The following is a 13,633-nucleotide window of genomic DNA, read 5'->3' as shown; positions in this document are numbered from 1 at the left end:
CACCTTCCACAAAAATGGGAGAAAAATCAGGTTCTTACGGACTAATGGACACTCAGAACCCTGCCGCGACAGAACCCGCAGGCAGCAGCGTGTCCTTTGTCTCCGGGCCTGTGCTGGCCATAGAATCGTCTTGCGATGAAACAGCCTGCGCGATTCTGTCACCGACAGGAGAGTGCCTCGCCCAACGCGTTGTATCGCAGGACGGACATGCAGATTTCGGGGGGGTGGTGCCAGAAATTGCCGCACGCGCCCATCTGGCCCTTCTACCGGGACTCGTGCAGGCCACCTTGCAGGATGCTGGGTTAAAGCCGGAACAGCTTGGCCTGATTGCAGCCAGCACCGGGCCGGGGTTGATCGGCGGGCTGATTGTCGGCACTGGCTTTGCCAAAGGCATGGCGCTGGCGCTGGGGAAACCGTTTGTAGCCGTCAACCACGTTGAAGCGCATGCACTCACCGCCCGCCTGCCCGGTCTGGTGCCTGATGGCGCGGATTTTCCTTTCCTGCTGCTTCTGGTTTCAGGCGGCCATTGCCAGTGCATCGCTGTTGAAGGAGTCGGCCGTTACCGCAAGCTGGGTGGCACGATTGATGATGCCGCGGGCGAAGCCTTTGATAAGGTCGCCAAGATGCTGGGCTTGGGCTGGCCCGGCGGACCGGCACTGGAAAAACTGGCGCAGGAGGGTGATGCCTCCGCAATCCCCCTCCCTCGTCCGCTTATGGGCCGAGAGGGATGTGATTTCTCGTTCTCGGGGCTGAAAACAGCTATCTCCCAAAAACTGGCACCTTTCGGGCAAAATCCCCTCCCGCGTCAGTTTGCGGCTGATCTTGCTGCATCCTTCCAGCAGGCCGTGGCGGATGTTGTTGCCAACCGTATAGAACATGCCCTTGCCATGATGCCCGAAGCAAAACTGCTGGTTGCTGCCGGCGGCGTCGCCGCCAACAGTGTGCTTCGCGCCCGATTGCAAAAGGTTGCAGCACACCATCACCTCCGCTTTACAGCCCCGCCGCTGCGGCTCTGCACGGATAATGCTGTGATGGTGGCCTGGGCAGCACTGGAAACCTGCCGTGAAGCCGCAGAACGTGGTCTTCCCCACCCGGATGACAGCGCCATTCGTCCCCGTCCCCGCTGGCCATTGGAAGACATGGCCGCCCGCTTTACCCCGTTGGATACCTCCGTATGAACTACCGCCACGCCTACCACGCTGGAAACTTTGCAGACTGTATGAAGCATGCGCTTCTGGTGTCGCTGCTTGGCAGTTTTCTGCGCAAATCGACTCCTTTTATGGTGTTGGATACGCATGCTGGCATTGGCCGGTACGATCTGCATTGTGAAGAAGCGGAAAAAACGCAGGAATGGCGGAACGGGATTGGCCTTCTGATGGACGAAGGGCCTGACAGCCCCCTCGCTCCATGGCTTGATCTGGTCAGAAAAGCGGGTGGCCCGGATATTTATCCCGGTTCCCCCATGCTGGTTGCTATGATGCTGCGCGCGGAAGATCATCTGGTATGTTGCGAAAAACACCCGGACGATAAACGCAAGCTGTACGGCGTATTTTCCCGCAACCCCAACGTGGCCGTGCACGAACGCGATGGGTATGAAGCCCTGCGCGCTTTACTTCCGCCCGCAACGGCCAAACGTGGTCTGGTCTTGATTGACCCGCCTTTTGAAGAACCTGATGAATTTGGGCGGCTTATCACGGCTGTTCAGACCATTCAGGCGCGATTTCCGACTGGGATTATCGCTATCTGGTACCCCATCAAGCACCGCACACCAGTCCGGGCGTTTCATACAGCCCTGAAGGACGCAGGCGTGCGTGATGTGCTGGCGGCTGAATTTTTGATGCGCCCACCTGTTGACCCGGACCGCCTGAATGGGTCCGGCTTGCTGGCGATCAAACCACCTTACGGATTTGCCGCGCAGGCAGACGCGCAGCTAAAGCGCCTGAAAACGCTGCTGCATGCCCATGATTACTCCATCACCCAGATTGTGCCAGAATAGGAGTAACGTCCGGCAGCAGCTCAGGCTGCCTTCATGTGCTTCCAGATATCAATGGCAAACCCCTGCACCCCGGCTGCCAGAATCTGCACGCCAATGCACAGCAGCACCAACGCTGCCATACGGCTGACAATCCGCGTGCCGGTAACCCCCAAAAGGGACACCAGCTTTTCCGAACCCGAGTACGCGGCCCACACAATCAACACGACGCAAACAGCCGCAACGGTAATGCCCATTTCATAAGCCAGAAAAGACTCACCGGGCGGGCAACCAGACCCTAAGGCAATCGCCACCGCAATCGTGCCGGGGCCAACGGTAAACGGCATGGCCAGCGGAAAAAACGCAGCGTCAGACCAGTTAGGGGCCATAACGGTCTTGCCCCCTTGTGACGCCTGCTTCTGCTTCTGGGCTTCCATGGTTTCAGGGCTTTGCAGCAGGTTCCATGCCCGTATGGCCACGACCAGACCACCCGCGACCCGCAAGGCGCTGACAGTCACACCAAAAAACACCAGAACCTTACCGCCCAGCCAGATAGACACCAGCATGAGCATGAAGGAGTAAAAAGCGACCAGCTTGGCCAGTGCCAGAATCTCACGCCGGGAGCGCCCGCCCGTTACCTGCGCAAAAATCAGGGATGCGCCCAACGGGTTCACGATGGAGAACAGGGCCGGAAACGCCAGCAGAAAAGACGTTGTCGCAACAGGCAATGCGCCTTGGGTCAGGAACGAGACAGAAAAATGAGACACCATTCCTGAACCCAAAAATCACAGCCCAATAGAGCCGACGGTCAAAACCAGCTTACGATGACGAAACCTCGGGCTTCACATCGTCGCCCTTATAGGTCGCAACAAAACGGGATGCGAGCGCAATATCTTCTGCCGGATAGCAGAAATTCAGTTGCTCTGCCTCATCAAGCGGCCAGACGTTCAGGCCAATATCATCATAAATACGCAGAAAGGGCGTTCCAACATGCCAGAAGGCAGGTTTCAGACCTTCCTGCAAGGCAACGTCGCGCAGACGCCAGATAGCAGACACGCTATCATCCTCAGCCCCGGCAGGGTCACCTAACCCCACCAGAAAGCGATCCCGACGGCATAGCGGAATAACAGCTTCTCCGCCCTCACCCGTCACATAGCCTTCCGGCTTCATGGCCGCGATGTCAGGTAAAGCGTGCGGCAGAGTCAGATAACGGGTCAGCGCGTCGTTATCCCATGCTCGTACCGCAATACGCCCCGGCAGCATCAGACGGCCAATAACCAGCAGTGCCAGAACAACAGCCAACGCCACAGTCCACCGCGCAGAACCGGATGCCGGAAACACGAAGACCATCTGCCACCAACTGCCAACCCCGTGACGTGTGGCCAGCGCAATCACGCAGCCAAACAGCAACAGAAGGCTCAGCATGGTGGACATGGAGAGCGGTTCGCTCAGCAAGCGTGCGCGGCGGTAGTAACATGATCTGAACGGAGCGATCAGGAACGCTGACAGCCCCAGCATAACAGGCACGAAGATAGTGTTTCCCCGCAGAAACGTCATGGCGGCGGCGACAACCAGAAAAATCAGTGTTGCCCGCCATGCCAGCGTCACCCGTTGGGACAATCCGATACCCAGACCAATCAGAGCCACCCCCATAAGCGACAGCAGGTAATTGCTGATTGCCCCGACCCAGCCCAGAAACGGCCCCTGCACCACGGAGAATTTGGCAATCGGGTCAAGCAGCACCAGGCAGATGAGCATCACGCCGCATAGTGAGACCGTACCGGTCGAAACTGCCACAGAAAACCCGGCTTCACTTTCACGCACCAGTTGGCTTGGCCGTACCCGGCGGGGCTGACCGGCTTGGGCCTGTTTTTTACGTTTTTTGGCTGCCAGCGCGTCATCCCCACGCAAAAACAGTTCATGCGCGGCAAACATAAGACCCGCCATAAACAGCGGTACAATGTAGTAAAACAGCCGAAAAATCAGAACGACGCCCAGTATTTGCGGTGCGGGCATATACGGCCCCAACGCAAGCAACATGGCCCCGTCAAACACGCCCAGACCACCCGGTACACTGGCTACCAGCCCTGCGGTATAGGAGGCTATGTAAATTGCCAGAAAAGACCCGTAATCAATCCCGGCTTCGGGAGGCAGCAGCACGAAAGCAATAGCGGCAGTTGCAGCAACATCTGCGGCAGAAACCACAGTCTGCAACACACCCATGGTGGGGGATGGCAGAGAGATGGTCCATTTACGGAACGTGAATTCCCGCACCCGGAAGGCAAGCCCGATATAGGCCAGCACAATCAGCCACAGCACGATGCCGGTAGCCGTCAGTACCCACCCCGGCACATGCTTGCCTGCCATCGGGATAACCGATGGTTCCCACATCAACACGCCGCCAATCAGAACAGCGGCCCCCAACAGATAAGTGGCTGAACAGAAGGCTATAATCTGCGCAATGGCAAATGAACCTACACCCCAGTTCCGATACAGCCGGTACCGCACGGCAGCGCCTGAAACGGCAGAAAACCCTAAATTATGTGACAGAACGTAGGAACAAAAGGCCGCAAAAGCCGTGCGACGATAGGACAGATGGCCATAACCCACCTGCACCACGGCCAGACGGTCATAAAAAGAAAGAATGAAGTAGGACAGAAACGTGCAGCCTACCCCCAGCCACATCCGCCGGACCGGAATAGCTTCCATCGCCTGCCGGATATCAGCAAGACGCAGATGCCTTAATTCGTGCTGCACCACGGCTATGGCCGCGATCATCAACAGCAAACCAACAAGATGCGGCAGATGCTTCAACCAGCGTCGACACCCCTGCGGTTTCGGGGTGACATCCGCCTGCTGTTCATGTGGTGAGGGAGGAAGTGTCTTCACCATGGAAAAAAACCGCGGCTCAGCCCTGCTGCTCTCGCAGCAAAGCGGCTTCTATCAGGGCAACGGTTTCACGCACCCCATACAGCGCCACGAAGCCACCAAAACGTGGGCCTTCTTTCTGGCCCAAAAGCACTTCATACAGGCAGCCAAACCAGCTTCTTAGCGGTTCAAACTCATGCCGCTTGCCAATTTCAAACACCAGATTTTGCAAGGTCGAGGCATCGGCTGCCTCCCCTTCGTAACCGCGCAGCGCATCGGCCAGATCTACCAATGCAGCCCGTTCCTTGTCAGACGGTGCCCGGAAGGTTTTGGCGGGGCGTACAAAGTCAGCGTAGTAGGCAATCGCATGTTCCACCAGACACGCCAGCATGGGGTGCGTTTCAGGCGACACGGACGCATCATAGCGGCGGATAAAGCCCCACAGCACTTCCGGTGTTTCAGCGTTCGCCACACTGGCCAGATTCAGCAGCATCCCGAAAGACACGGGTGAGCCTGCGTTGTTCGCAATATCACCCTTGTTGATGAACCACGCCGGGTTGGCACGCAGGTCGTTCCCTTTCGGATCTGCCGCCTGCAACGTCTTGGCTTTTTCAACGTGCGTCAGATAGTCGTCCGCAGTTTTGGGAATCACGTCAAAATAGAGCCGCTTCGCGCGCTGCGGCTGATTGAACATGAACTGGCCCAGACTTTCCTGCGGAGCGTAACGCAGCCATTCTTCAACAGACAGACCGTTGCCTTTTGACTTGGAAATTTTCTGTCCGTTTTCGTCCAGAAAAAGTTCGTAGGTCAGACCGGCCGGGGGCTCACCACCCAGAATACGGCAGATACGGCCAGACAGGCGCACGCTATCAATCAGATCCTTGCCGGACATTTCGTAATCAACGCCCAGCGCATACCAGCGCATGGCCCAGTCGGCCTTCCACTGCATTTTGGCATGGCCACCCGTCACAGGCGTTTCAAATTTTTCGCCAGTCGCAGGGTCTGTCCACTGCACGGTGCCAGCCTGCGCGTTCACGGCATCCATTTTTACCTGCATCACCTCACCCGTGCGCGGGTGCAGCGGCAAAACAGGAGAATAGGTCGCCCGACGATCCGGCCCAAGCGTGGGAGCAATAACGCCCACAACCTCTTCATGCACTTCAAGCACGCGCTTCAGGGCCGCATCAAACCGGCCCCCCGTGTAATATTGGGTTGAAGACGCAAATTCATAATCAAAGCCGAAGCTATCCAGAAAGCTGCAGAGCCGCGCATTGTTATGGGCCGCAAACGACTCGTGCGTGCCAAACGGGTCGGGCACACGGGACAGCGGCTGCCCGATAAATTTTTCCAGCATATCCCGGTTGGGCACGTTGTCTGGCACTTTCCGCAACGCATCCATGTCATCAGAAAATGCCAGCAGACGGGACGGACGCCCGGTCAGGGCCGTATAGGCCTGACGCACCCAGGATGTACGCGCAACCTCGCCAAAAGTGCCGATATGCGGCAGGCCTGACGGGCCATAGCCCGTTTCAAGCAGTGCAGGCCGTGCGTCATCAGCCCCGGCTTTGGCCGTGCGGGCATCAACATGCGTGGCAAGTTTCTGCGCCTCTTCAAAAGGCCAGGCGCGAGGAAGGACGGGTGCGGAGGTTGTACGGCTGTCTGACATGGCGCGAAAGCTATGAACTGGACTGCCTTCGGTCAATCCATAAACGCGTTGTGCCGCATTCTGGTGTGTTTTTCTGGAGCATTGACCCCACCAACAGGGCGGGACATCCTGCCACCCTGACGTCTGGGCCCGACACCGGGCCAGCATTGAAAGGACTGGTTTTTCATGCGCCGCACCGCCGCCCTCATTCTGATAGGAAATGAAATCCTGTCTGGCCGCACGAGAGACGACAACATCCAGTTTCTGGCCACAAATCTGGGTGAACTCGGCATTCCGTTGCGGGAAATTCGCGTTATCCCCGACGTGCGTGAAACAATCGTGAAGACGGTTGTTGAACTGCGCGCCCGTTATGATGAGGTCTTTACTACGGGCGGCATTGGCCCCACGCATGATGATATTACCGGCCCCTGCGTGGCAGAAGCATTCGGCGTGCCGTGGGAATTTCATCGACCCACATTTGACATGCTGCAAGAACAGTTTGGTGCAGACTTCAATGCCGCCCGTCAGCGCATGGCAAAGCTGCCGCGCGGGGCTGTGCCCATTCCCAACCCTGTGTCCCGTGCGCCCGGATACAGCATAGGCAACGTGCATGTCATGGCTGGTGTGCCACGCATCATGCGGGCGATGTTTAATGAATTAGCCCCCAGCCTGAAACGCGGAGCCCCGGTCTTTTCCCGCACGTGGTACACAACTTCGCTGTTTGAAGGGACGATTGCGGACGGGCTTGAGGCCATTCAGACGCAGTTTCCTGACCTGGATATCGGGTCTTACCCTTTCCATCGTGATGATGGGCGGCGCGGTGTTGCCCTGGTGGCCAAAGGGCAGGACGTTCCTGATCTGGAAAAAGCGGCGCAGGCCATTCATGATCTGATCAAAGAAAAAGGCGGCGTTCCCGTTGAAGGAGAACCACCGCCCTGAGTCTGCTCCCCGGAAAATTCCGGGGAAAAGCATCTGTAAGAAAATCTGGCCGATCAGGTCAGATTTTCACGTCCCATAGCCAGAAACTTCTCGCGCCGCTGTTCTTTCAGGCGCGCTGATGTCAGTGGCGTCAATTCTTTCAGTTCTTCGCCAATAGCTTTCTTGACCGCTGCCAGAGCTTCTGACGGGTCACGCTGTGCGCCACCAATCGGTTCTGGAATAATCCGGTCAACCAGACCCAGCTTATACAAATCCTGCGCTGTCAGACGCAGGGTTTCAGCCGCTGTGCTGGCCTGCTTCGGGTCGCGCCACAAAATGGAAGCACAGGCCTCTGGGGAAATGACCGAGTAAATTGCGTGCTCGAGCATCATCACACGGTCGCCCGCGCCTAATGCGACGGCACCGCCTGATCCACCTTCGCCAATAACGGTTGCAATCACCGGCACCGGCGCGTCCAGACACACTTCAATCGACCGGGCGATGGCTTCAGCCTGCCCACGTTCCTCGGCATCAATACCGGGCCATGCGCCTGCGGTATCAATAAACGTCAGAATCGGCAGGTTGAATCGTCCGGCCAGCTTCATCAGACGCTGCGCTTTGCGATAGCCTTCCGGGCGGGCCATACCGAAATTATGTGCCAGACGAGTTTCAAGGTCTGACCCACGTTCGGTGCCAATTACAACCACGGGAGCACCATCAAAGCGGCCAATCCCGCCAACGATGGCTTTATCATCCGCATATAGACGGTCCCCGGCCAGCGGCGTGAACTCAGTCAGCAATGCGTTGATGTAATCCTGCGCATGGGGGCGCTGGGCATGACGGGCCACCTGCACTTTTTGCCAAGGCGTGAGCTTGGCATAGATCGTGCGCAGATGCTTTTCCGCCTTTTCCTGAAGGCGGGCCGTCTCTTCTGCAATATTGACCCCGTTCGGGTCGGTCATTTGCCGTAGTTCGTCGATCTTGTTCTCAAGTTCGGCGACGGGCTTTTCGAAATCCAGGAACTGACGCATGGGCAATGCGGATAGCACAGTCACACGTAAAACCAAGTCACTTCGTGCAACAGCCTGCACATGAAACGTCATTACCCCGCTTTTTCAGGCGTTTTGTCACCAGATGTTGCAAGGGGATGATACGTTTCGACCACCTGCCGCAGCCGTTCCGTCTGCACATGCGTGTAGATTTGTGTCGTAGCGATATCCGCATGCCCCAGCAGCATTTGCAGGGCACGAAGGTCCGCTCCATGCGCCAGCAGATGTGTTGCGAATGAATGCCGTAAGACGTGGGGCGAAAGGCGTGCTGGCTCTATGCCCGCCTGAAGGCCCACTTCATGCAATATTTTGTCAAAAGCCTGCCGCGTCAGCGCCCGCTTCGGGTCGCGCCCGGGGAAAAGCCACGGACTTTCGCGCCCGGCATCAACGGCCTGCAGCGCCAGCGCCGCGTCACGGGCACTTTCAGAAATTGGAACAAGCCGTTCACGGCCGCCTTTGCCACGAATAACCATCATGGGTTTATCGTTTTTCAGCGCATCGCGTGGCAGAGACAGAAGCTCTGAAATGCGCAACCCGGAAGCATAAAGCAGTTCTAGCGCTGCACGGGCCACCAACGCCCGTCTGATCTTGGCAGCAGAGGCATCAGGCGACGGAACACAGGCCTCAATCAGCGCCACCACTTCCGATTCGGATAGAAACCGCGGCAACGTCGCCTCGGGTTGTGGTGCGTCAAGGTTAGCGGCCGGATTGTCCTCACGGAGTCCTTCCCGCAGCAGAAAAAGATAGAACTGGCGTATGCAGGACAGACGACGCGCCACAGTGCGACGCGCCTGTCCCTCTGCCCCCAGATCGGACAACCAGTTGGCCAGATCGGCCGTTGAAGCTGCAACCAGCCCGCTTCCCTGTGCAGCAAGAAAACTGGCGCAGGTTTCGAGATCAGCCGCATAAGCCGCAAGCGTATTGGGGGCTGCGGCCCGTTCGGCCGCGAGCATTTCCAGAAAAAGCTCGGCCTCGCGGCTGGCAGGCATCAGTGATGCGGTGCCGTTGCCGGAACAGTAACCGTAGGTGCCACAGCAGGTGCCTGTGCTGGCGCTGCTGTGCCTGCTGGGGCGACAGCGGGCTGCTGAACAGGGGTAACAGGTGTTACAACCGGGGCTGGCGGCGGGGCCGGAATAGCCGCCATAGGGGCCGGGGCCGCAGCAGGAGGCGCAGACAAGGCAACATCACGATGCACAGCCTGGGGCGTGGGGGCATGTGCTGTCAGACCCAGCGCCGCAAAACCGCCCACCAAGGCAACGCAGACCACAGCCGCAACAATGAGAACCATGCGGTTCATAAGACTTTGCTCCATAACAACAGAGTAGGTGTGTTCTCCCTGCTCTATGTTAAGCTGCGTTTCATGTCATCACGTATCTCGTATCCACCCCACGATACGGCGGACCCTCCGCCGATTCCGCTTGATCTGGAAAGGGTCGGCAACCGGCAGAGCACCGGGCTGATCCCTTCCGGGCGCAGTATTGTTCTTGTTGGCCTGATGGGCGCTGGCAAAACAACCATTGGCCGCAGACTGGCCACACGGCTGGGCCTGCCGTTTGTTGACGCCGATGTGGAAATAGAACGCGCAGCCGGATGCTCCATTGCCGATGTGTTTCGCCTGTATGGCGAAGCCGCCTTCCGCGATGGGGAACGTCGCGTCATACGCCGTCTGCTTGAGGGGCCGCCCATGGTGCTGGCAACCGGCGGCGGGGCATACATGGATGCCAGCACACGAGCGCTGGTGCATGAGCGCGCCATTTCTATCTGGCTGCGGTGCCCCCTGCCCGTTCTGTTACGCCGGGTGCAGGGCCGCAATCATCGCCCGCTTCTGAATGAAGCCTCGCCCCGAGACGTGCTGGCCCGGCTTATGACCCTTCGCCACCCAGTCTATGCAGAAGCCGATATTATTGTTGATTGCGGAGACCACAACGTGGACCACAGCACTTCCCGCGTGATTGAGGCCATGGCGCTGTCGCGCCGCCCCGTGCGCCTGCCTATCCATCTGAGCCACACATCATACGACGTCGTGATCGGCACAGACCTGATAGCCCGCGCAGGGGCGTTACTTGCGCCCGTGCTGCCCCAGAAGCGCGTCATCATTATTACGGATGAAACCGTGGCAGCCCTTCATCTGGCCCGACTGGAAGAATCGCTGCGTGAAACAGCCATTGCGTTCCGCACGCTGGTCGTCAAACCGGGGGAGCAGTCTAAAAGTCTGGGCACTTATGAACGTCTGGTTGATGACATTCTGAAAGAGGGCGTGGAACGCAAAACAACCGTCATTGCATTCGGTGGCGGCGTGGTGGGGGATCTGGCCGGATTCGTCGCGGCTTCAACTCTGCGCGGCCTGCCCTTCGTGCAGATTCCGACCACGCTTCTGTCACAGGTCGATTCCTCCGTTGGTGGCAAAACTGGCATCAACACACGCTGGGGTAAGAATCTGTTGGGGGCGTTTCATCAACCCCTCGCCGTGCTTGCAGATGCCTCGGCATTGGCAACACTTCCCCGACGTGAGCTGGTTGCTGGTTACGCTGAAATTGTGAAAGCAGGCCTGATTGGCGACACTCCGCTCTTCGAATGGTGCGAAAAGCACGGAGAAGCCGTTCTTGCGTGTGATCCCCAAACCCTGACCGAGGCTGTCAGACAGGCATGCGCATTCAAGGCCCGCGTCGTCGCAGCCGATGAACGGGAACAGCAAAGCAGCGGCGGCCGCGCTCTGCTTAATCTGGGTCATACCTTCGGCCACGCGCTGGAAGCCGAGCTTGGATACGATGGCCGCTTGCTGCATGGGGAAGGAGTCTCCATCGGCCAGCGGCTGGCTTTCGCTTTGTCCGTAAAGCTGGGCGTGTGCCCCGAAAGTGATCTGGAGCGTGTGACCGCGCATCTAGACGCCCTTGGCATGCCTGCGCGAATTCGTGACCTGCCATACGCTTTTCGAGCAGCAGATTTGATGGCCCACATGCAGCGCGACAAGAAAATGCAGGACGGACAATTATCGTTTGTACTTGCAAACGGAATCGGTCAGGCGTTCACCAGCCGCAATGTGCCTGCCGATAGTGTGCGTGACGTGCTTCTGGAGGATGGCTGCTCCCCTTAGAAAACAGCCACTTGTTCCGAATACTGTGGCAAAGAAGTATCCACGCCTCAATTCCGCCTTATTCAGACGGGAGACAGGCGCTGCATTCGCTAATACGCAATGTTCAGAGCAGGATGGATAAAGCTGAATATTACTCATGCAGCACTTACATCTTGGGAAACCGAAATGAAGTGTTGCAAAGAAAACACGGTTATGGCTTCTAATCGCCCAGAGCATCACGCTTCGGGTTTCTATTTTGGAACCGATCGTTTTATACGGCTTTAGGCATCTTGCTGGGTCTGACCGCTGAATGGTTGGCGGCAGAGTCGAACAGATGAAATATTGAGGACGAAAAAATGCGTCTCCGCACGGCGTTACTTGCAACGACATTGATGGCAGCGGCTCCGGCGGCCGCATCTGCCACCACGATTACAGGCCCGTATGTAAATGTGGGCGGTGGTTACAACCTGGTGCAGAATCAGCACGCTCACATGTCCGGTTTTTCCGGCGGTGACAGCTACACCAACGGTAGCTCTTCTCAGTACCGTCACAACACCGGCTTCACTGGCTTTGGTGCATTCGGCTGGGGCTTCGGCAACGGTCTGCGCGCTGAAGTAGAAGGCGTGTACAACTACTCCAACATCGACCACCGTGGTGGTACGTCTGTTCCGGGCCATACCCGTGGCAGCGACCAGTCTTACGGCGGTTTCGTGAACGTGCTGTATGACATCGACCTGAAGCAGTTCGGTATCGATGCTCCTGTCACCCCGTTCGTTGGTGTTGGTGCTGGTTACCTGTGGCAGCACTACAACCCGACACAGACCAACTTCGTTAACCACAACACCAGCCGTCTTGGCGGCACGAACGGTGGCTTTGCTTACCAGGGCATCGTCGGTGCAGCGTATGATGTTGGCGTTCCGGGTCTGCAGTTGACCACCGAATACCGCATGATCGGCCAGCCTGGTTCCTTCACGGATGGTGCTTTCACCTCCACAGCGAACTATGCAAACGGTCACCGTGGTCGCGGCAACGTGAACTTCGATCACCGCTTCAACCACCAGTTCATCCTGGGTCTGCGTTATGCGTTCGATACGGCTCCGCCGCCGCCGCCGCCGGCTCCGGTTGTAGCAGCTCCGGCTCCGCTGCCGGCTCGCTCTTACCTGGTGTTCTTCGACTGGGATAAGTCTGTCCTGACGTCTCGCGCTCGCCAGATCGTTGCAGAAGCTGCTCAGGCTTCCACACACGTTCAGACGACCCGCATCGAAGTTAACGGTTACACCGATAACTCTGCTGCTCACCCTGGTCCCCGCGGTGAAAAGTACAACCTGGGCCTGTCCCTGCGTCGTGCTAACAGCGTGAAGGCTGAACTGATCCGTGACGGCGTTCCTGCCACTGCAATCGACATCCACGGTTATGGTGAATCCAAGCCGCTGGTGCCGACTGGCCCGAACACCCGCGAACCTCAGAACCGTCGCGTGGAAATCATCCTCCACTAATTCGGTCTGATCTTCGTGATCAAAGAAAGGGGCACCTTCGGGTGCCTCTTTTTTTGTCTTGTTTTTCTCCCCTCTTTTCGCGTAGCCCCATGGCGTGAATACAACTCCTTCCCTGCCGTTTGGCCTGACACACGCAAAAATTCTGCGGCTGCTGAAATTCGGCGTTGTTGGCGGATTAGGTTTTCTTTGGGATTCCGGTACCGTTTATGCGCTGCGGCCTTTTATCGGGCTGACTGCCGCAACATTGGTTGCCTATTTTGTCGCAGCTACCCTCAACTGGGTTCTTAACCGTATCTGGACATTCAAGGGCGCGGGCCTGCATGACCATCCATTTTTACAATGGTTGCGCTTTCTGACAGCAAACAGTCTGGGGTTTCTGCTGAATCGTGGCGCGGTTTATACACTGTTTTACACGGTTTCTCTGTGCGTTACCTATCCGGTGATTGCTCTGGCCGTGGGGGCTCTGGCAGGCATGTTTGCTAATTTCAATCTGAGCCAGAAAATGGTTTTCAAAGAAAAACCACCGCACTCCGCACTTGAATTAGCTGAACTTAGCCTTGATTTGCCAGCGTCACACAAAAACCCCACACCCAAGCCATAATTGCTGCGCTG

Annotated in this window: 12 protein-coding genes; 6 read left to right on the top strand and 6 right to left on the bottom strand. The window is 57.6% G+C overall.

Annotation, left to right across the window (positions count from 1 at the left end):
• The first annotated feature begins 44 nt into the window (after positions 1 to 44).
• Together tsaD and Abin_RS05375 are read left to right on the top strand one after the other, a co-directional pair.
• Positions 45 to 1,178 carry a tRNA (adenosine(37)-N6)-threonylcarbamoyltransferase complex transferase subunit TsaD gene (gene tsaD / locus Abin_RS05380; RefSeq protein WP_048845495.1) on the top strand — a complete coding sequence of 378 codons (1,134 nt, stop codon included), beginning with the start codon at positions 45 to 47 and terminating at the stop codon, positions 1,176 to 1,178.
• Positions 1,175 to 1,996, top strand: a complete 822-nt coding sequence (locus Abin_RS05375; protein WP_048845325.1) for a 23S rRNA (adenine(2030)-N(6))-methyltransferase RlmJ — start codon at positions 1,175 to 1,177, stop codon at positions 1,994 to 1,996. The genes tsaD and Abin_RS05375 overlap by 4 nt, the downstream gene beginning before the upstream one ends.
• A 20-nt stretch (positions 1,997 to 2,016) precedes the next feature.
• Here the strand turns inward: Abin_RS05375 and Abin_RS05370 are convergent, their stop codons facing one another.
• The 3 genes from Abin_RS05370 to Abin_RS05360 are packed head-to-tail and all read right to left on the bottom strand — an operon-like array spanning position 2,017 to position 6,506.
• Positions 2,017 to 2,742, bottom strand: a complete 726-nt coding sequence (locus Abin_RS05370; protein ID WP_048845324.1) for a MarC family protein — start codon at positions 2,740 to 2,742, stop codon at positions 2,017 to 2,019.
• A 49-nt stretch (positions 2,743 to 2,791) separates the two neighbouring features.
• On the bottom strand, positions 2,792 to 4,864 hold the full coding sequence (locus tag Abin_RS05365) for a lysylphosphatidylglycerol synthase domain-containing protein (protein ID WP_048845323.1): 2,073 nt from the start codon (positions 4,862 to 4,864) through the stop codon (positions 2,792 to 2,794).
• Between the two features lie 16 nt (positions 4,865 to 4,880).
• The gene (locus tag Abin_RS05360; protein ID WP_048845494.1) at positions 4,881 to 6,506 is read right to left on the bottom strand and encodes a lysine--tRNA ligase; all 1,626 of its coding nucleotides are present in this window, start codon (positions 6,504 to 6,506) and stop codon (positions 4,881 to 4,883) included.
• A 165-nt stretch (positions 6,507 to 6,671) separates the two neighbouring features.
• Between Abin_RS05360 and Abin_RS05355 the strand changes: the two genes are divergently transcribed.
• Positions 6,672 to 7,424 carry a competence/damage-inducible protein A gene (locus Abin_RS05355; RefSeq protein ID WP_048845322.1) on the top strand — a complete coding sequence of 251 codons (753 nt, stop codon included), beginning with the start codon at positions 6,672 to 6,674 and terminating at the stop codon, positions 7,422 to 7,424.
• 53 nt (positions 7,425 to 7,477) lie between these two features.
• On the opposite strand, the gene Abin_RS05350 is transcribed toward Abin_RS05355, so the two are convergent.
• The 3 genes from Abin_RS05350 to Abin_RS05340 form a co-directional block, all read right to left on the bottom strand.
• The gene (locus Abin_RS05350; RefSeq protein WP_048845493.1) at positions 7,478 to 8,434 is read right to left on the bottom strand and encodes an acetyl-CoA carboxylase carboxyltransferase subunit alpha; all 957 of its coding nucleotides are present in this window, start codon (positions 8,432 to 8,434) and stop codon (positions 7,478 to 7,480) included.
• Positions 8,435 to 8,505: 71 nt separating this feature from the next.
• Positions 8,506 to 9,441, bottom strand: coding sequence for a site-specific tyrosine recombinase XerD (locus tag Abin_RS05345; protein ID WP_048845321.1), 936 nt, complete (start codon positions 9,439 to 9,441; stop codon positions 8,506 to 8,508).
• Positions 9,441 to 9,749, bottom strand: coding sequence for a hypothetical protein (locus tag Abin_RS05340; protein WP_048845492.1), 309 nt, complete (start codon positions 9,747 to 9,749; stop codon positions 9,441 to 9,443). Before Abin_RS05340 ends, Abin_RS05345 begins: the two co-directional genes overlap by 1 nt.
• Before the next feature lie 63 nt (positions 9,750 to 9,812).
• On the opposite strand from Abin_RS05340, the gene aroB reads away from it, so the two are divergent.
• From aroB to Abin_RS05325, 3 genes are all read left to right on the top strand, one after another.
• The gene (gene aroB / locus Abin_RS05335) at positions 9,813 to 11,546 is read left to right on the top strand and encodes a 3-dehydroquinate synthase (protein ID WP_084593493.1); all 1,734 of its coding nucleotides are present in this window, start codon (positions 9,813 to 9,815) and stop codon (positions 11,544 to 11,546) included.
• A gap of 335 nt (positions 11,547 to 11,881) precedes the next feature.
• Entirely contained in the window at positions 11,882 to 13,021 is a 1,140-nt protein-coding gene (locus Abin_RS05330; RefSeq protein ID WP_048845320.1) for an OmpA family protein, read from the top strand.
• 94 nt (positions 13,022 to 13,115) lie between these two features.
• Positions 13,116 to 13,622 (top strand): GtrA family protein, encoded by a 507-nt coding sequence (locus Abin_RS05325; protein WP_048845319.1) that lies wholly within the window; start codon positions 13,116 to 13,118, stop codon positions 13,620 to 13,622.
• The last annotated feature ends 11 nt before the right edge of the window (positions 13,623 to 13,633 follow it).

Origin of the sequence: Acetobacter indonesiensis (genome assembly GCF_000963945.1) — a bacterium.
Lineage (GTDB): Bacteria > Pseudomonadota > Alphaproteobacteria > Acetobacterales > Acetobacteraceae > Acetobacter > Acetobacter indonesiensis.
Note: the sequence above shows the minus strand (reverse complement) of the source record. Positions and strands in the feature narration are given on the sequence as shown.

Coding starts and splice junctions, on each gene's coding strand:
- Abin_RS05370 (WP_048845324.1), bottom strand. CDS start 2,742: ATGGTGTCTCATTTTTCTGTCTCGTTCCTGACCCAAGGCGCATTGCCT.
- Abin_RS05355 (WP_048845322.1), top strand. CDS start 6,672: ATGCGCCGCACCGCCGCCCTCATTCTGATAGGAAATGAAATCCTGTCT.
- Abin_RS05375 (WP_048845325.1), top strand. CDS start 1,175: ATGAACTACCGCCACGCCTACCACGCTGGAAACTTTGCAGACTGTATG.
- Abin_RS05330 (WP_048845320.1), top strand. CDS start 11,882: ATGCGTCTCCGCACGGCGTTACTTGCAACGACATTGATGGCAGCGGCT.
- Abin_RS05340 (WP_048845492.1), bottom strand. CDS start 9,749: ATGAACCGCATGGTTCTCATTGTTGCGGCTGTGGTCTGCGTTGCCTTG.
- Abin_RS05350 (WP_048845493.1), bottom strand. CDS start 8,434: ATGCGTCAGTTCCTGGATTTCGAAAAGCCCGTCGCCGAACTTGAGAAC.
- Abin_RS05345 (WP_048845321.1), bottom strand. CDS start 9,441: ATGCCTGCCAGCCGCGAGGCCGAGCTTTTTCTGGAAATGCTCGCGGCC.
- tsaD (WP_048845495.1), top strand. CDS start 45: ATGGACACTCAGAACCCTGCCGCGACAGAACCCGCAGGCAGCAGCGTG.
- aroB (WP_084593493.1), top strand. CDS start 9,813: ATGTCATCACGTATCTCGTATCCACCCCACGATACGGCGGACCCTCCG.
- Abin_RS05360 (WP_048845494.1), bottom strand. CDS start 6,506: ATGTCAGACAGCCGTACAACCTCCGCACCCGTCCTTCCTCGCGCCTGG.
- Abin_RS05365 (WP_048845323.1), bottom strand. CDS start 4,864: ATGGTGAAGACACTTCCTCCCTCACCACATGAACAGCAGGCGGATGTC.